17 protein-coding genes are annotated in these 18,327 nt (G+C 53.3%); 1 reads left to right on the top strand and 16 read right to left on the bottom strand.

From position 1 onward, the window contains the following. Positions 1 to 614 precede the first annotated feature (614 nt). From DEO48_RS24350 to DEO48_RS24340, 3 genes are all read right to left on the bottom strand, one after another. Complete coding sequence (locus DEO48_RS24350) at positions 615 to 836, bottom strand: lipoprotein (RefSeq protein ID WP_008502867.1); 222 nt, start codon at positions 834 to 836, stop codon at positions 615 to 617. Positions 837 to 1,140: 304 nt separating this feature from the next. Beyond that, on the bottom strand, positions 1,141 to 4,254 hold the full coding sequence (locus DEO48_RS24345; RefSeq protein WP_109846525.1) for an efflux RND transporter permease subunit: 3,114 nt from the start codon (positions 4,252 to 4,254) through the stop codon (positions 1,141 to 1,143). 11 nt (positions 4,255 to 4,265) lie between these two features. Beyond that, the gene (locus tag DEO48_RS24340; protein WP_109846524.1) at positions 4,266 to 5,405 is read right to left on the bottom strand and encodes an efflux RND transporter periplasmic adaptor subunit; all 1,140 of its coding nucleotides are present in this window, start codon (positions 5,403 to 5,405) and stop codon (positions 4,266 to 4,268) included. 389 nt (positions 5,406 to 5,794) lie between these two features. Here DEO48_RS24340 and envR point away from each other — a divergent pair, with 389 nt between their 5' ends. Then, positions 5,795 to 6,514 (top strand): acrEF/envCD operon transcriptional regulator, encoded by a 720-nt coding sequence (gene envR, locus DEO48_RS24335; RefSeq protein ID WP_109846523.1) that lies wholly within the window; start codon positions 5,795 to 5,797, stop codon positions 6,512 to 6,514. Here the strand turns inward: envR and DEO48_RS24330 are convergent. The 13 genes from DEO48_RS24330 to msrP all read right to left on the bottom strand — a co-directional run bounded on the left by DEO48_RS24330 (position 6,430) and on the right by msrP (position 18,294). Further along, positions 6,430 to 8,511, bottom strand: a complete 2,082-nt coding sequence (locus DEO48_RS24330; protein ID WP_109846522.1) for a bifunctional diguanylate cyclase/phosphodiesterase — start codon at positions 8,509 to 8,511, stop codon at positions 6,430 to 6,432. The genes envR and DEO48_RS24330 overlap by 85 nt on opposite strands. Positions 8,512 to 8,650: 139 nt before the next feature. Beyond that, positions 8,651 to 8,815: a DUF2556 family protein gene (locus tag DEO48_RS24325; RefSeq protein WP_023309432.1), complete on the bottom strand. Its 165-nt coding sequence runs from the start codon at positions 8,813 to 8,815 to the stop codon at positions 8,651 to 8,653. 177 nt (positions 8,816 to 8,992) lie between these two features. Beyond that, positions 8,993 to 9,289 (bottom strand): DNA-binding transcriptional regulator Fis, encoded by a 297-nt coding sequence (gene fis / locus DEO48_RS24320; RefSeq protein ID WP_000462905.1) that lies wholly within the window; start codon positions 9,287 to 9,289, stop codon positions 8,993 to 8,995. Between the two features lie 23 nt (positions 9,290 to 9,312). Further along, complete coding sequence (dusB, locus tag DEO48_RS24315; protein WP_109846521.1) at positions 9,313 to 10,278, bottom strand: tRNA dihydrouridine synthase DusB; 966 nt, start codon at positions 10,276 to 10,278, stop codon at positions 9,313 to 9,315. A gap of 330 nt (positions 10,279 to 10,608) precedes the next feature. Further along, positions 10,609 to 11,349 carry a carbonic anhydrase gene (locus tag DEO48_RS24310; RefSeq protein WP_109846520.1) on the bottom strand — a complete coding sequence of 247 codons (741 nt, stop codon included), beginning with the start codon at positions 11,347 to 11,349 and terminating at the stop codon, positions 10,609 to 10,611. A gap of 128 nt (positions 11,350 to 11,477) precedes the next feature. Next, the gene (prmA, locus tag DEO48_RS24305) at positions 11,478 to 12,359 is read right to left on the bottom strand and encodes a 50S ribosomal protein L11 methyltransferase (RefSeq protein ID WP_032639765.1); all 882 of its coding nucleotides are present in this window, start codon (positions 12,357 to 12,359) and stop codon (positions 11,478 to 11,480) included. 11 nt (positions 12,360 to 12,370) lie between these two features. Beyond that, on the bottom strand, positions 12,371 to 13,822 hold the full coding sequence (panF, locus tag DEO48_RS24300) for a sodium/pantothenate symporter (protein ID WP_109846519.1): 1,452 nt from the start codon (positions 13,820 to 13,822) through the stop codon (positions 12,371 to 12,373). Continuing rightward, positions 13,812 to 14,054, bottom strand: a complete 243-nt coding sequence (locus DEO48_RS24295) for a YhdT family protein (protein WP_006178860.1) — start codon at positions 14,052 to 14,054, stop codon at positions 13,812 to 13,814. Before DEO48_RS24295 ends, panF begins: the two co-directional genes overlap by 11 nt. A gap of 108 nt (positions 14,055 to 14,162) precedes the next feature. Beyond that, complete coding sequence (gene accC, locus DEO48_RS24290; RefSeq protein WP_003860388.1) at positions 14,163 to 15,512, bottom strand: acetyl-CoA carboxylase biotin carboxylase subunit; 1,350 nt, start codon at positions 15,510 to 15,512, stop codon at positions 14,163 to 14,165. Positions 15,513 to 15,522: 10 nt separating this feature from the next. Next, positions 15,523 to 15,984 carry an acetyl-CoA carboxylase biotin carboxyl carrier protein gene (accB, locus tag DEO48_RS24285; RefSeq protein WP_010436174.1) on the bottom strand — a complete coding sequence of 154 codons (462 nt, stop codon included), beginning with the start codon at positions 15,982 to 15,984 and terminating at the stop codon, positions 15,523 to 15,525. Positions 15,985 to 16,005: 21 nt separating this feature from the next. Next, on the bottom strand, positions 16,006 to 16,458 hold the full coding sequence (aroQ, locus tag DEO48_RS24280; protein ID WP_023309405.1) for a type II 3-dehydroquinate dehydratase: 453 nt from the start codon (positions 16,456 to 16,458) through the stop codon (positions 16,006 to 16,008). Between the two features lie 234 nt (positions 16,459 to 16,692). Next, positions 16,693 to 17,292: a protein-methionine-sulfoxide reductase heme-binding subunit MsrQ gene (gene msrQ / locus DEO48_RS24275; RefSeq protein ID WP_032659655.1), complete on the bottom strand. Its 600-nt coding sequence runs from the start codon at positions 17,290 to 17,292 to the stop codon at positions 16,693 to 16,695. Next, positions 17,293 to 18,294 carry a protein-methionine-sulfoxide reductase catalytic subunit MsrP gene (gene msrP / locus DEO48_RS24270; protein WP_029741739.1) on the bottom strand — a complete coding sequence of 334 codons (1,002 nt, stop codon included), beginning with the start codon at positions 18,292 to 18,294 and terminating at the stop codon, positions 17,293 to 17,295. Positions 18,295 to 18,327: the final 33 nt, after the last annotated feature.

The following is an 18,327-nucleotide window of genomic DNA, read 5'->3' as shown; positions in this document are numbered from 1 at the left end:
ATGATCGATCAGCTGCGAATCGCTGATCGACGTTCCACGCGAAAACATGATCGATCAGAGCGGAATACGCACATGGGCTTGACCGGCTACGGCAAACAACATGCCTGCAGCGGCCAGGCTGGCTATCATCGTCTTTTTCATAATGCATCCTGTGTGGCGTAATTTATCGTTATAGAGGCGTTTTTAAACGCTTTACCTGTCTGTGGCTTTGGCCAACGTTTATAAAGCAAACGTAATGCCAGTTTTGCGTTCGACAAAATAAGAGATGAGTGAACGCTTAATGCTGAGTGTAGACAGGCTTAAATAAAACGAGCGCCCCGAAACGGTGCGAAATTACAACCTGTGCCACAAATTGGAGCAAAAGTTGCGAGTCGGGTCAGGAAAAAGAAGAGATAGTTTTCAGCGTGAATATTGGCAGGGTATTCAATAATATTAATGTGTGAAAATCATCACGATAGAATAAGTAATTTGAATGAGTATGCAAAAAAGCTGTGACTGACTTCCGGCTTAGATTAATTATGTGAATAAATACGGGGCTATTTTTTTACTTATTTGAAAATACTGCACTCATTAAAAGCAAAAGCGCGGCCAGAGCCACGCTTTCTCAACAGATTTTACTTGGTCAGAGCAACAATACCCAGCGTCAGACCCGCTACTGCGGCAGCACCGCCGGCGATAGCACCCGCAGTCTCCCAGTTATCCTGGGTGGTGCCTTTCATACAGGTATTGGTATGAACCAGTCGGCCCTGGTCGTCGTAAACCGGTACACATGGAGAGTCGTGCGCGCAACCAGCAAGCAGCGCAGCGAGAAGTGCAACGGAAATGAATCTTTTCATGATGTTACCTCAGTATTATTTCTCATCCGCTATAAAGCCAGGAGGGCTATTAACGAACTGGAGGTTATTTTACCACCGGGGTAAGTCCTCGTTACACGAGGAATAATCTCAAATTATGTAGTTTGTAAAAATCGTGGAGAAAAGTCGGTTTCAGGAAGAATTAATGGAGACATTATGGAGTTTTAAGAGACTGTTTTTACTTAATGCAAATCATCATATTTTTAATGCTACCTTTATGTAAAGCCTAATTCATTGTTTATGTTAAAAATAAAAAAGGCACCAGAGGTGCCTTTTCAGGGAAACATTACTCTTTATGGTGAGTAAATCGTCGCCGAACAACCACAAAGAAAACAGGCACGAAGAAAATCGCCAGAAGCGTTGCGGAAAGCATTCCCCCCATAACGCCCGTACCGACGGCGTTTTGCGCGCCGCTCCCCGCCCCGGTGCTGATCACCAGCGGCATGACGCCAAGAATAAAGGCCAGGGATGTCATAAGGATCGGTCGAAGGCGCATCCTGGAAGCTTCCAGCGTGGCTTCAATAATGCCTTTGCCTTCTTTATCCATCAGGTCTTTAGCAAATTCGACGATCAGGATGGCGTTTTTCGCCGATAAACCAATCGTCGTCAGCAGGCCGACCTGGAAATAGACGTCGTTGTTTAACCCGCGCAGCGACGCTGCGAGAAGAGCCCCAATGACCCCCAGCGGCACAACCAGCATGACGGAGAACGGAATGGACCAGCTTTCATACAGCGCAGCCAGGCACAGGAACACCACGATCAGTGAAATGGCGTACAGTGCTGGCGCCTGGTTACCCGAGAGGCGCTCCTGATAAGACATCCCCGTCCAGTCATAGCCGATACCGGAAGGCAGTTTTGCCGCGAGGCTTTCCATCATAGCCATGGCCTCACCGGTACTTTTACCCGGGGCTGATTCACCCAGGATCTCCATAGAAGGCATCCCGTTATAGCGCTCCAGACGAGGTGAACCATAGACCCAGTGAGCGTTGCTAAAGGCGGAGAACGGGACCATTTCCCCATTCGCGCTGCGCACGTAAAGGTTATTAATATCTCCTGGCAACATACGGAATTTTGCATCAGCCTGGACGTAGACCTTTTTCACGCGCCCATGATCGATAAAGTCATTCACATAGGTGCCGCCTAAGGCCGTCGAAATCGTCTGGTTGACGTCAGAAAGGATGACGCCCAGCGCCTGCGCTTTCTCCTGATCGACATCCAGCTTGAACTGAGGCGTATCTTCAAGACCGTTAGGGCGGACGCGAACCAGCAGGTCAGGGTGCTCATTCACCATGCTGAGCAGTTGGTTACGCGCCTGCGTCAGCTGGGTATGCCCCAGGTTGGCCTGATCGATCAATTCAAAGTCGAAGCCCGTGGCGGTACCCAGTTCGATAATTGCAGGCAGGTTAAACGGGAACACGAGGCCGTCTTTAATTTGACTGAATGCTTTCGTCGCGCGACCCACAATGGCTTCAACGCCGTTTTCCGACCCCGCTCGCTCCTCCCAGGGCTTCAGGCTGACGAAGGCAATACCGGCGTTCTGACCCTGGCCGCTAAAGCTAAAGCCGTTTACGGTAAAGACGGATTCCACGTTCGCCTTTTCGTTGTTCAGATAGTAGTCCTGAACCTGATCGAGGACCTGCTGAGTACGCGTCTGGGTTGCACCCGCCGGGAGTTGAACCATCGTCATAAACACCCCCTGATCCTCTTCGGGCAGGAAGGCGGTAGGCAAGCGCAGGAAGAGCACCGCCATCCCTCCGACGATAATGACGTACACCGCCAGATAGCGTCCTGCCTTACGCAAAATACCGCTCACGCTGTTGCTGTAGTGCTCCACGCTTTTATCGAAGAGCGCATTAAACCAGCCGAAGAAGCCACCTTTTTTCTCATGATGGTCACCGGATACGGGCTTAAGCAACGTTGCGCAGAGTGCGGGCGTCAGGATTAGCGCAACCAGTACGGACAACGCCATAGCGGAAACGATAGTCAGCGAGAACTGACGATAGATCGCCCCCGTCGAGCCGCCAAAAAAGGCCATCGGAATAAAGACCGCCGAGAGCACCATGGCGATCCCGACCAGTGCACCCTGGATCTGCTCCATCGACTTCTGCGTGGCCTCTTTCGGCGGCAGTTTGTCCTCGACCATGACGCGTTCAACGTTCTCAACGACCACGATAGCGTCATCGACCAGCAGACCTATCGCCAGCACCATGCCGAACATCGTCAGGGTATTGATGGAGAAACCGAATGCCGCCAGAACCGCGAAGGTACCCAGCAGAACGACCGGCACCGCGACAGTTGGGATGAGGGTCGCGCGCAGGTTTTGCAGGAACAGGTACATGACCAGGAAGACAAGAATGATTGCTTCAAACAGGGTCTTCACCACTTCGTGAATGGAGATCTTCACAAAAGGCGTGGTGTCATAGGGATAGACCACTTTCAGCCCCTGCGGGAAGAACTGCTGCAGTTGCGCCAGCTTGCTCTTAATGGCTGCCGCAGTGTCCAGCGCATTTGCCCCGGTTGCCAGCTTAATCCCCAGACCGGTTGCCGCCTGCCCGTTGATTTTAGTGACCATATTGTAGTTTTCGCCACCCAGCTCAATGCGAGCCACGTCCTTCAAATGAACCATCGAGCCGTCCTGGTTCACCTTAAGCGTTACGCGGCCAAACTCCTCCGGAGATTTCAGGCGGGTTTGCGCGATGATCGAGGCATTCAGCTGCTGCCCGGGAATGGACGGCGTTCCGCCCAGCTGGCCTGCCGCTATCTGGTCGTTCTGCGTTTTCAGCTGGTTGATAATATCCTGCGGCGTCAGCTGGTATTTGTTCATCGCGTTGCTGTCGAGCCAGATGCGCATCGCATACTGAGCGCCAAACAGCTGAACGTCACCGACGCCAGACGTTCGGCTGATGGCATCTTTGACGTTCGACGCGACATAGTCAGAGATGTCATTCTGCGTGAGATTTTTGTTGTCTGAAACAAAGCCGGCGACCAGCAGGAAGCTGCTGCTGGATTTCTCCACGCCAATCCCTTGCTGCTGTACCTCTTGCGGCAGCAGCGGCATGGCGAGCTGCAGCTTGTTCTGCACCTGCACCTGGGCGATGTCCGGATCGGTTCCTGATTCGAAGGTCAGGGTGATGGTGACGTTACCCGCTGAATCGCTGGTGGAGGACATATACATCAGCTTATCGATACCGTTCATGTTCTGTTCGATAACCTGGGTCACGGTATCCTGCACCGTTTGAGCGTCAGCTCCCGGGTAGGTCGCGGATATCGCCACGGCGGGAGGGGCAATGGTCGGATACTGTGCGACGGGAAGTTTGAGAATGGCCAGCCCGCCTGCAATCATCAAAATGATGGCAAGTACCCAGGCGAAAACCGGTCTCTGAATAAAGAAATTAGCCATGTCGTCGTCCCTTAACCGGCTGGCGTCGTGGTGGTATCCGGCGTGGCGACGACGGTTGCCCCCGGTCTGACTTTCTGTAGCCCGCTGACAATCACGCGATCACCGTTTTTCAGCCCTTCCGTCACCAGCCAGCGATCGCCAATTGCCTGAGGGGCCACGACGGTTCGCGGCTCAACCTGGTTTTTATCGTTCACCACCAGGACGGTTGCATCGCCTCGCGGTGTGCGGGTCACGCCCTGCTGTGGTACCAGAATCGCATCCGGCTGGGTGCCTTCATCAATTCGGGCGCGAACGAACATGCCGGGTAACAACAGATGCTGAGGGTTCCGGAAAATGGCGCGCAGGGTGATCGAGCCGGTACTTTCATCAACCGTGACGTCAGAGAACTGCAATGTGCCTTTCAGCGGATAGGGCTGCCCGTTCTCCATCACCAGTTCAACGCTGCTGGCGGTATCGCCTTTTTGCAGGCTCGTCCGTTTCAGGCGCATAAAATCATTACTGGACTGGGTGACATCGACATAAATCGGATCGAGCTGCTGGACCGTTGCCAGCGCTGCGGCCTGCCCGTTCGTCACCAGCGCCCCTTCGGTCACGCTGGATTTCCCGATACGACCATCAACCGGAGAGGTCACTTTGGTGTAGGCAAGGTTGATACGTGCGCTTTCAACGCCCGCTTTTGCGGCAACCACGCTGGCATCTGCCTGCTGAGCCGTCGCCACGGCCTGGTCATACTCCTGCTTACTGACATACTGGGTGCCTACCAGCGGGAGATAACGTTTTACGGTCAGGTGCGCAATATTGGCCGCCGCCTGAGCCTTCGCCAGTTCGCCTTTCGCGCTATCATAGGCTGCCTGATAGGTCGCAGGATCAATCTGGTAGAGTGACTCGCCCGCTTTTACATCGCTACCCTCCGCGAAGTTACGGCGAAGAATAATGCCGCTGACCTGAGGACGAACCTCCGCAACGCGAAATGCATCTGTTCTGCCCGGGAGTTCAGTGGTGACAGCCAGAGGTGCGCTTTTCACTATATGCACGCTGACCTGAGGCGCCTGCAGGTGTTGTTGTTGATTTTCCTGACCATCGCATCCAGTGAGCAGTACCGCGCAGACAATGAAACCAGATAAGGGCAAGCGTCTGAAATGATTCGTCATTACTGTTCCTTTAAATACCCATTAACCGATATATGTCGCGAACCGGTAGCTGGGGCAGAGGGATAAAAAATAAAATGTAGCTGCGTATAATAATGAGGGTATTTAATGTTTTTTAATTTATAAGTGCGAATGACCATGCTCGTAGGAAAAAAATCAGAATCAGACCTGGTCCATTCGGGGATATACTTCAGGCATGTTAATCAGGTAAATGGGATTGATGTTGTCTAATTATTCACTTCATGAATTTAATTTGTTCGATGTATTTGTATTAATTATAAATTAAGAAGATTGACTTTTTTTGTGCAAAATTAAAACGGATTTTAGTAAATACTTATATTTGCATGAACGCAATATCACCTTTAAACATTGTGAGTAACGAGTAGTTGCCTATGGCGCGTAAAAAGAAAGAAGAGGCTCAACAAACCCGGCAGCAGCTGATTGAGGCGGCTATCGGACAGTTTGCGACGCGTGGCGTAGCCAGCACGACGCTGACGGATATCGCTGATGCCGCTAAGGTGACGCGCGGCGCGATCTACTGGCACTTCACCAGTAAATCTGAAATATTTAATGCCATCTGGGAACAGCAATTACCGCTTCGCGATATTATTAACGACAGGCTTTCCCTTTCCGATAGTGACGATCCATTGTTAAAACTTCGTGAGCAATTTATTACCGCGCTGCAGTATATTGCCCATGAACCCCGGCAATGTGCGCTTTTACAAATTCTGTATCATAAGTGTGAATTTAGCAGTGATATGATTTCTGAGCGTGAAATCAGAAAGCGTATCGGATTCAACGATGACACGCTACGCGCCACGCTGGAGACCTGTATTTCGCGAAACATCATTTCGCCACAGGTGAATGTTGATCTCACCTTGATTGTATTCCACGGTTTTTTTAGCGGAATAATTAAAAATTGGTTAATGAATAACGACAGTTTTAATCTTTATCAGCAGGCTCCCGCTCTGGTCGATAGCATACTGGCGACACTCCCGGTTATTCGCGTGCCGCCAGATGAGGGGGCTTACTGTTCAGCACCAGGTAACATTTCCCCTCGGGCACAAAGTGCTTCTATGGTCTGCGCGCTGACGGGTTTACCTAACAGATAACCCTGAAGGGTGTTACAGCCAAGCTCGGTTAAAAAGGCTTGCTGCGCTTCGGTTTCCACACCTTCAGCCACGACTTTCAGGTTAAGTGTTTTAGCGAGAGCCACAATTGCTGAGACAATAGTGGCATCCTCGCTTTCGCCGCTGAGCTCTTTCACAAACGCCCTGTCGATTTTCAATTCGCAGGCCGGTAATCGCTTGAGGTACAGCAGGCTCGAATATCCGGTGCCAAAATCATCAATGGAGGCTTTCACGCCTGCATCCGTCAGCTCTGTCAGCACGCGTACGCTTTCATCCGGGTTGCTCATCGCCGTGGTTTCCGTCACTTCGAGGATCAACATTTCCGGTGGCACCTGGTGAAGTGCCAGGCAGTCGAGAACCGTTTTAACCAGCGAAGGTTGTTCAAACTGCAGTGTCGACAGATTTACCGCCATTGACCAGCTGTGATGCCCCTGGAGATGCCATTCCCGCAGCTGGCGGCAGGCTTCATTAATCACCCAGTTGCCAATGGGGACGATTAGCCCCGTTTTTTCCGCCAGCGGCAGAAAAAGGTCCGGCGTCAGTAGCCCCTGCTTAGGATGCTGCCAGCGCAATAACGCCTCGAATCCGAGGACCGGGCCCGCCGGGGCGTGAAATTTTGGCTGATACAGCAGGCGCAGCTCATTGCGATCGATTGCCATCCACAGATCGTTCATTAACTGGAGATGGGTCTGCGCCAGGGTGTTCATCGAGGGCTGGAAAAAGTGGTAACCGTTACGGCCCATATGCTTCGTGTGATACATCGCCGCGTCGGCGTTAAACATCAGCTCACGCTCGGTTTTTCCGTCGTGAGGGTACAGCGCGATACCAATGCTGAGGGTCACTACCAGTTCATAGGGGCTGAGATTGAACGGGCTATCGATCGCGCGCACCAGCGAATTTGCCAGCGATGCCGCGTCGTCCGGACCTTCTCCCTCTGCCAGCAGAACAAATTCATCACCACCGATACGTGCAAGGGTGAACTGGCCTTTCAGGAGAAGCAGCAGACGCTGCGTAACGGCGACCAGCAGCCTGTCACCGACATCATGGCCGTAGGCATCATTGATGGCTTTAAAGCCGTCAAGATCCATGAACATCAGGGCAAAGTGGTTCCCTTCACGATCGGCTTTGCTGATGGCCTGATCGAGTCTATCTTCCAGCAGGATACGGTTAGGCAGACGCGTCAGGGTATCGTGCAGCGCCAGTTGAGCGAGTTCCCGGTTAGCTTCTGCCAGCGACGAGGCCAGAAGGGCGGTACGAGCCTGAAGGCGGGCATCCAGCATCGACACCAGCAGGGTGATCCCAAGAATTGAGAGCGCGACGACGCTGACCAGCACCGCCAGCCAGCTCCCGTTGATACCCTCATGGTGAACCATTGTGGACATCGGAAACTGCGCCGCTTTCATCCCGGCATAGTGCATGCCGGCAATGGCAATTCCCATCGTGATGGCGGCACCCATGCGCATCAGCACGACCTGCGCGGCTTCGCGACGCAGGCGGAAGGTGAGCCATAATGCCGCGAGCGAAGCGGCAAGCGCAATCACGACCGAAATAGCCACCCACATCTTGTCCCAGATAATCCCGGGCACCACCTCCAGCGCCGCCATGCCGGTGTAATGCATAGCAACAATACCGCTTCCCATCACCAGCGCGCCGGGCAGCATTCGGCGCAGGCGTAGTTGCTCGCAGCTCACGAGCCATAGCGCAAACAGCGACGACCCCACGGCGATGACCATAGATAGCACCGTCAGGGTGGCGTTGTAGCTCATGCTCATGGAGAGGTCCATCGCCAGCATGCCGATAAAATGCATGGCCCACACGCCAATCCCCATAGCAATACCGCCGCCAGCCAGCCAGACGCGGGCAGCGACGCCTTCACTCCCGGCGACGCGTGCAGCCATGTTCAGCGCGGTATACGCAGCAAGAATGGCAACAACAAAGGAGAGGACGACAAGGATAGGGTTGTATTGGCTGACCAGCATGGACGGTTCTACTCGAGTGTGGGGTTACGCTAGAGCGGTTGAGAAGGGCGAGACATTATCACCGTCAGGTAATGGCTCAAAGGGATTTAAATCCCCGTTTTTAGTGGGTAATAACGGGGTGGTTTGCGCAATCGGGCGATTAGTCGAGCTCTGAGCAGTTCACGAGTTTCAGCGGATTAACAGAGTTCATATTGCGACACTTATCGGTTTCGGTGCTCATCAGTTCAATCCACTGCATCAGGAGTGTATCGAAAATGAGAACGGAGATTGCAAAGACAACCAGCCACCAGTATTTACGAATCATTGTGTCATTCCGCGAGAAAATCGCCAGTAAGGTGGGGGAAATATACACGAAAAACTGGGGTTGAAAAGCAGGAGAGGCGAAGGTTTACAATGCGTTGACGGAGAAGCGCAGGTAATAAAAAAGGCGCTTCCCCATGCCGAAGAGCGCCTTTTTAAACAAGCATTTAACTGATTAGTATCAGTTCATGCCGTATTTTTTCAGTTTCTTACGCAGAGTACCACGGTTGATACCCATCATCAGCGCAGCGCGGGTTTGGTTACCGCGGGTGTATTGCATCACCATGTCCAACAGTGGCTGTTCAACTTCAGCCAGTACCAGCTCATACAGATCATTAACATCCTGACCATTCAGTTGAGCAAAATAGTTCTTCAGTGCCTGTTTAACCGAGTCACGCAGGGGCTTTTGAGTTACCTGGTCCTGAGAGTTAACGGTAGAAACGGTCAGTACGTCAGAATTTACGCGTTGTTCGAACATAGTTCTGTCAGCTCTTTATTTCATTACGCAAGATTTTCGAAGTATGCCTCCAACGCCTCCAGCTGTACGCTGGCATCCTCTATGGCGTTGAATGTGCGCCGAAACTGGTCATCTGGAGCGTGCTCCTGGAGATACCAGGAGACGTGTTTACGCGCAATTCGGTACCCTTTTGCCTGACCGTAGTGGTCATGCAGTTCCCGAACATGCGAACAAAGCAAGCGCTTAACCTCTGCCATAGGCAGCGGGGCAAGCAGCTCCCCAGTGTCCAGATAATGCTGGATTTCCCGGAAGATCCAGGGTCTTCCCTGAGCTGCACGTCCTATCATCAGAGCATCAGCTCCCGTATAGTCGAGTACAGCCCTGGCTTTAAGCGGGTCAGTTATGTCGCCATTCGCGATAATCGGAATGGAAACTTTCTGCTTAACTGCCCGAATGCTGTCGTATTCAGCTTCACCGTTGAACAAACAGGCGCGAGTGCGTCCATGGATGGTCAGGGCCTGAATGCCACAGTCTTCGGCCAGTTGGGCAATCTCTACACAGTTACGGTGTTCCGGCGACCAACCCGTGCGAATCTTCAACGTAACAGGAACGTCCACCGCGCTGACAACCGCCGTCAGGATAGCTTTCACCTGGTCGGGGTATTGCAGAAGGGCTGAACCTGCAAGCTTGCGATTCACCTTTTTGGCCGGGCACCCCATATTGATATCAATAATCTGGGCACCACTTTCCACGTTAATCCGCGCGGCATCTGCCATCTCTTCAGGCACGCTTCCGGCAATTTGCACGGTGCGAATACCTGGTTCATCAACGTGCACCATCCGAAGGCGGGATTTATCGCTTTCCCAAACCTGCGGGTTAGACGACATCATCTCGGATACGGTTAAACCGGCTCCCATCTCATAGCACAGCGTCCTGAACGGCCGGTCTGTAATACCTGCCATAGGGGCTGCGATCAGGCGATTTCTAAGCTGGTGGTGTCCGATGCGCATGAGTTAAGAAATGACCATACTGTGACTGCAAGGCGGCGTATATTACGCATTTTTTGCACGAGATGAAAGGCCAAACTTTGAACAATCCACTGTTGTAGATCAAGGAATCGCCACCCAATCTTCCCGTTAAAAATTATTCATTATTTAAATCATTAAGTTATATGATAATGGTTATTTTATGGGCGCTTACAATTTCCCGTAACTTCTCATCATTTCTGAATAAATGCGTCGCTGAAGCGGGATAATCTGCTGTTTTTAGCAGCAGATTTCCCTTCTTCTTTGCGATCTGCCTCGCATTTTAGAACATGATCGTCATGCGAAAAATGCGCCTTATTCGACCACAACGCGCCCATGCAGCGACTGTACCGGACGGTTATTATCGTGATGCATCGTCTGGGTGAATCTGGCCAGCTGTTCTGCAGAAACCGTCAGGGGCTGCTTAAGTACAATCCAGGTGACGCCTTCTGAACACGGTGGAGTGGTCAGTGAACCGCTAAAGCGCCAGTACGTTTTATCTTTTGGCAGCAGTTTGTTCAGGTTGAGATCCTGTTTGATGGAGACGTTCTGCTCGGCCTGCTGAGGCATAACGCGCCACAGTTTTTCAAGCTCCGGGTTTGCGGCTCCTTTATCAAACATGACCGCCACCACCGTCAGTTCCCCACTGGCATTTTTATGGACCAGATGCATTTCCATCGCGTATCTCTTGCCATGCACGGTGTTTTCGCTCGGCGCGTGGAAATGGAACTGCTGTAACGTCCAGGTTTGCTTATCGAGAGTAAGAGTATCGCGGGTGTTCGCCTGTTCACCTGCCTGAATGGTATGGCCATTGTTCGTCAGTGTAACAGGGCCATCAACGTAGTGGGTTTGTAGCGGGGAGAGATGGGCGATAGCGGTCGAATCAATATTAATAGGGGACTGGTTCATTCCGCTTTGACAGGTCTTGTATGCCCCGTCCAGCTCACTCCAGTGTTCCGGCGATCCTTCTCCTTCGTAGCTCCAGTGTGATGCGAATGCTGAAGCCGAGATCATGCTCAGCGCCAGCAGCGCTGCCTTGCCTGTAACCTGTGTCATAATATTCTTCCGGTGAATTTTTGTAATACAAACCAACATGATTTGTATGGTTATTTTACCGGAGAATGAACGGGGGAGAGAGGATTATCAGAGGGGGATAGGCGTGGTCAGATGACCACGCCAGATTCTTATTTTTTACGGCCGGTGATGCGGCACCACTCTTCTTTTTCTACTACCGGGTCAAGGGCAAAGAGATCGGCGTAGGCTTCACACACGCTGTCGGCCTGGCTCGCCAGGATACCGGAAAGACCCAGCAGACCGCCCTCAACGGGCAGCACGCTGATTAACGGAGCCAGCTCGCGCAATGGGCCCGCCAGAATGTTTGCGACCACCACATCGGCTTTCATGGCGTCTGGCTGAGCATCCGGCAGATACAGCTCCAGACGATCGGAGACGCCGTTACGCTCGGCATTATCGCGGCTGGCCTGAATCGCCTGCGGATCGATATCGATCCCGATGGCTTTTGCCGCGCCCAGCTTCAGGGCTGCAATCGCGAGGATCCCGGATCCACAGCCGAAGTCGATCACCGTCTTACCGTCCAGATCCAGACCATCCAGCCACTGCAGGCACAGGGACGTGGTTGGGTGAGTACCGGTACCAAACGCCAGGCCCGGGTCGAGCATCACGTTGACCGCATTCTCGTCCGGGACGTCACGCCAGCTTGGGCAGATCCACAGACGTTTGCCGAACTGCATCGGATGGAAGTTATCCATCCACTCGCGTTCCCAGTCTTTGTCTTCCAGCTGTTCGATTTTGTGCACAAAACCCGCGCCCAGCAGAGGATGATTCTCCAGAATCGCGACAACCTCTTTCATATCGGTTTCGGCATCAAACAGGCCAATAACGTCGGTATCACCCCACAGGCGGGTTTCGCCCGGCAGCGGCTCAAAGACCGGCGTGTCATGCGTGTCCTGGAAGGTGATAGAGACCGACCCGGCCTCCATCAGCGCATCGCTCAGTTCCTCGGCGTTAGCGCCGGTTGTGTTCAGTTTTAGTTGGATCCACGGCATGGCAAAACTCTTTATTTATCAGTAGAAATCATAGCGGGTTGTGGGACGGGCTGACCGAAACGGTTCCCCACCACAAACGCCAGTAAACTTAGCAGTAACGAAGGCACAATCGGATGGAAGCCCAGGTACTGAATCTTAAACGTTGCGAGGACGGCGTAAAGCACGCCGCCGACAATCATCGCGCTCAGCGCACCGGCGGCATTCGCGCGCTCCCAGTAGAGCCCTAACACCAGCGGCCACAGGAATACGGCTTCAAGCCCACCAAATGCCAGCAGGTTCAGCCAGATGATCATCTCCGGCGGGCGCCACGCGGCTAACAGCAGCAATGCCCCTAATGCCAGAGTAATAACGGCCGACATGCGCTTCAGGCGCCGTTCATTCTCTGCCTGCTCAGGACGCAGGTTCAGATAGAGATCTTTAATGATCGTAGCGGAACTTTGCAGCAGCTGAGCGTTGATGGTCGACATAATGGCGGCCATCGGTGCGGCGAGGAAGATCCCGGCGGCAAATGGCGGCAGTACTTTAACCATCAGGGTTGGGATAACCAGATCGGGTACGGTAAGGTCAGGAATAACTGCCCGACCTAACGCGCCTGCCAGGTGCATACCAAACATCAGGATTGCGACAACGATAGTGCCGATAATGATACCTCTGTGCACGGCTTTGCTGTCTTTGTAAGAGATACAGCGCACGGCGGTATGCGGCAGGCCAATCACCCCAAAGCACACCAACACCCAGAACGAGGTCATAAAGGTTGGCGAAAGAATGTCATCCGCGCCCTGCGGTGAGACCAGTTTCGGGTCGATGGCTTCCAGCGTTTCGACGGCGTGGCTCAGGCCACCCGCGGCATGCACAATGCCGACCAGCAGAACAAGGGTGCCAATAAGCATCACCAAACCCTGCATCGTATCGTTCAGCACGCTGGCGCGGAATCCGCCAAACGCGGTATACAGCGCAATGCTGACTCCGAAGATGATCAAGCCTGTCTCGTAGGGAATACCCGCCGCCGTTTCCAGCAGGCGTGCCCCGCCGATAAACTGCACCGTCATTGCGCCAATAAAGGCCACCAGCAGGCTTAAGCTGGCCAGCCACACCAGTAAACGGCTCTGATAGCGGGCAAACAGCATATCGTTGAGCGTCACGGCATTATAACGGCGCGCCAGAATGGCAAATTTTTTACCCAGTATGCCCAGCGAGAGCCAGACGGCTGGAAGCTGGATCATCGCCAGCAGCACCCAGCCTAACCCGTATTTATAGGCTGCACCGGGTCCGCCGATAAACGAACTGGCGCTGATGTAGGTCGCGGTCAGCGTCATGGCCAGCACGACGCCGCCCATCGAGCGGCTGCCAAGAAAATACTCGTTCAGGAAGGTGCCCGTCGTTCTTTTACGCATGGCGTAAACGGATAAACCAAACACCACTAACAAGTAAGCGATAAGCGGCAGAATGACTTCAAGCTGCATCATCGTCCTCCAGCGGAATATCGCGATAGATGAATTTCACCATTGCCCAGCACAGCAGGATGAAGACCAGCGGTACCAGCAGACACGCCATTTCGAACCAGTGCGGCAGGCCGGTGATGCCAATAGCGGAGTCAGGTAAGTAAGCAGTTACTAACCATGCTGCGAGATAGAGAAGGGTCAGCCACAGCGCCCAGCGCGCTTCTTTATGGGCCTGAACAAAACGTTTGTCCATTTTTTGTCCCTTGTGGATGAAGAAAGCGGGGATTGTACATGATGAGGCTTTCCAGGCCCCAGAAATAAAAAAGGCCGGATAATCCGGCCTTTTAGCAACACAGGTCTCTTACTTCTCGTTCAGGCCGAGTTTTTTCTCCAGATAGTGGATGTTGGTTCCACCATTCTGGAAGTGCTCGTCGCTCATAATACGCATCTGCAGATCAACGTTGGTTTTGATACCGTCGATGATCAGTTCCTGCAGGGCGTTTTTCATGCGGGCAATCGCCACGTCACGGTTTTCGCCGTAGCAGATAAGCTTGCCGATCATTGAGTCATAGTACGGCGGTACGGTGTAACCGGCGTAGATATGAGACTCCCAGCGCACACCAAAGCCACCCGGCGCGTGGAAACGCGTGATTTTACCCGGGCTTGGCAGGAAGGTGTTCGGGTCTTCGGCGTTAATACGGCACTCTACCGCATGACCTTTCACCACAACTTCTTCCTGCTTGATGGACAGCGGCTGGCCCGCAGCGATACGCAGCTGTTCTTTGATCAGGTCAACGCCGGTGATCATCTCGGTAACCGGGTGTTCAACCTGAATACGGGTGTTCATTTCGATGAAATAGAACTCGCCGTTTTCGAACAGGAACTCAAAGGTACCTGCCCCGCGATAGCCGATATCGACACACGCTTTGGCGCAACGCTCGCCGATGTAGCGACGCAGTTCCGGAGTAATGCCCGGTGCTGGCGCTTCTTCGACCACTTTCTGGTGACGACGCTGCATGGAGCAGTCACGTTCTGCCAGATAGATCGCGTTACCCTGACCGTCAGCCAGCACCTGAATTTCGATGTGGCGTGGGTTTTCCAGGTATTTTTCCATGTACACCATGTCATTGCTGAAAGCGGCTTTCGCTTCTGCTTTGGTCATGGAGATGGACTGCGCCAGTTCAGCATCGCTACGCACAACGCGCATACCGCGACCGCCGCCGCCGCCGGACGCCTTGATGATAACCGGGTAGCCAATGCGTTTAGCATGAGCACGGTTAGCATCCATGTCGTCGGTCAGAGGGCCGTCAGAGCCTGGTACGGTTGGAACACCGGCTTTTTTCATCGCGGTGATTGCAGACACTTTGTCGCCCATCAGGCGGATGGTGTCGGCTTTCGGGCCGATGAAGATGAAGCCAGAGCGTTCAACCTGCTCAGCAAAGTTGGCGTTCTCAGAGAGGAAGCCGTAACCCGGATGAATTGCCACCGCGCCGGTGATTTCAGCGGCGCTGATGATAGCCGGGATGTTCAGATAGCTTTTTACGGACGGAGCCGGGCCAATACAGACCGTCTCATCCGCCAGCAATACGTGTTTTAAATCGCGATCCGCGCTTGAGTGCACAGCGACGGTCTTGATGCCCAGTTCTTTACAGGCACGAAGAATACGCAGTGCGATCTCGCCACGGTTGGCGATAACAATTTTATCCAGCATGTACGCCTCGTTACTCGATGACGACCAGCGGCTCGTCAAATTCAACCGGCTGACCACTTTCGACCAGAATCGCTTTCACAGTACCTGATTTGTCTGCTTCGATCTGGTTCATCATTTTCATCGCTTCAACGATGCACAGGGTATCGCCTACGTTGACTTTCTGACCCACTTCGATGAACGCCTTCGCGTCCGGGCTCGGGGTGCGGTAGAAAGTACCAACCATTGGGGAACGTACGATGTGACCACTGATTTCTGCTGCAGCGGCAGGTGCGGCTTCAGCTGCTGGCGCAACGGCTGCGGAGAGCGCAGGCTGCTGCACTGGCGCAGCATAAGCCTGCTGCATTACCGGGAAGCTAGCGGCTGGGGCTGCACGGCTGATGCGTACAGACTCTTCGCCTTCAGAAATTTCCAGTTCGGAGATGCCTGATTCTTCAACCAGCTCGATCAGTTTTTTAATCTTACGAATATCCATGAGTGGGTTCCGTACTCTTGTTTAGTGTGATTGTGACAAGCGTTTTACCGCTGTCTGTAAAGCGTATGAATAGCCGTCTGCGCCCAGTCCACAGATAACGCCAGCAGCGATATCCGACAGATACGAATGGTGACGGAACGGCTCTCGGGCGTGCACATTACTCAGGTGGATCTCGATAAACGGGATACTCACCGCAAGCAGTGCGTCGCGGATAGCAACACTGGTGTGCGTAAACGCGGCCGGATTGATCAGGATATAGTCCACATTGTCTTTAGCCTGATGAATACGGTCGATGAGTGCGTACTCCGCATTCGACTGAAAATGATCCAAATCCACATTCAGTGACGCTGCTTCCGTTCCCAGACGGTTAACAATTTCACTCAATGTTAGCGTGCCGTACTTCTCTGGCTCACGGGTGCCGAGCATGTTCAGGTTCGGTCCGTTCAAAACTAAGATATGGAATTTATCAGTCATTATGCCGCTATCTCCTGCGATTTTCGGGTAAAAAACAAAATATACCTTCGAAACGCAAATGTCACCTTTTCAGAGGCTTAAAACCGCTGTCAGGCGAACCAAGGTCGCACATTATAACGATTTCGTAGCATTTAGCAGCTAAATACTGGTCTTATCAGGGAAGATTATCAACCGCTATCCGAAAAAGATTTGCGGTTGACGGGTAATCTGCGGGAAAACGCACAGTTTCGCGAACTATCGCAACCACTGGCGGAACTTCTTGTAACGCCATGCTAAAAGCGCCACGGCCGCCAGTGCATACAGGATTGGCTGCGGCGAGAGGATCTTCACCGACCACAGGTAATGAATCGGAGCGAGGATCGCGACAAGATAGACGAAGTTGTGCAACAGCTGCCAGCGCCTGCCCAGTTTTCGCTGCGCATATTGCGTGGATGTCAGCGCTAACGCCAGTAAAACCACCCAGCTCACGATACCCAGCGTCAGATAAGGACGAGTCACCAGTTCGCGGCCAAGCAGCGCCAGATTGTTAATTCCCAGTTCCAGCAGGGCGTAGCTGGTGAGGTGCAGCGTCGCCCAGGCAAAACACCATAGCCCTAATAGCCGACGGGTGCGTATCAATAAGGGCTGTTTAGCGTAGCGCGCCAGCGGCGAGACGAGCAAGGTGGCCAGCAAAAATTTCAGAGCCATCCGACCGGTAAAATGCTGGATATCCTTTGCCGGGTCTGCGCTAAAGAGCCCCTGGCTGGCGGCCCAGAACAGCCATATAAAAGGAAGCAGCCCGGCCAGGTGCAGTAGCACTTTCAGCCAGGTAATCTGTTTTGCCGTTAAACGCACTCAGAAGTTCTCCCGTAAGTTGAGACCACGGTAAAGCGAAGCCACTTCATCCGCATAGCCGTTAAACAGCAGCGTCGGCTGGCGCTTTACGTCCAGCGCACCGCCGGAACCAATAAACCGCTCGGTTGCCTGCGACCAGCGCGGATGATCCACGTGCGGGTTCACGTTGGCGAAGAAACCGTATTCGTCCGGGGCCGCCAGATTCCAGGTGGTTGGCGGACGTTCGCGGGTAAGCTTAATGCTGACGATAGATTTAATCCCTTTGAAGCCATATTTCCACGGTACGGTTAAACGGATGGGGGCGCCGTTCTGCGGCGGAAGCGCTTTGCCATAAACGCCAACGGTCAGCAGGGTGAGGGGGTGCATCGCTTCGTCAAGACGTAGCCCCTCCACATACGGATACTCAAGCCCGCCGCCGATAAACCGATCTTTCTGCCCGGGCATCTCGTCCGGCGCATAGCGCGTCTGGAAAGCGACATATTTCGCATTGCTGGTGGGTTCAACCATCGCCAGCAGCTTATGCAGCGGGAAGCCGATCCAGGGCACCACCATCGACCAGGCTTCCACGCAGCGCATGCGGTAGATACGCTCTTCGAGCGGGAAACGGGTGGTGAGATCGTGATGGTCCAGCGTCAGGGGTTTTGCCACTTCGCCATCAATTTTCAGCGTCCACGGATCGGTTTTGAGGCTCCCCGCGTTGGCGGCAGGATCGGCCTTATCGAGACCAAATTCGTAGAAGTTGTTGTAGCCGGTAACTTTATCTTCCGGCGTGAGCGTCAGCTTGTTTTGCCATTCGGCTGGTTTCGTAAAGGTGAGCGGGGCGCCGGATGGGGCCTTTGGCCGATCGTTGCCTTTAAACCAGTCGAGCAGGTCGGCGTGTGCCGCCGGAGAGAGCGTCAGGGCTGTGGCGCTGATGCCAAGCATTTTCAGGATCTGGCGGCGCTGTAACATAAAGACAGACTCAGACGTTACGTCGGCTTCCGTCAGTTTTCGGTTTTTCATGGCATCCTCCGTCATGCGTTTTTCTAAGCATGA

It is taken from the genome of Enterobacter sp. CGMCC 5087 (assembly GCF_003144775.1).
Lineage (GTDB): Bacteria > Pseudomonadota > Gammaproteobacteria > Enterobacterales > Enterobacteriaceae > Enterobacter > Enterobacter cloacae_M.
The sequence above is the reverse complement of the archived record's forward strand: the minus strand, read 5'-3'. Positions and strand labels throughout refer to the sequence as shown.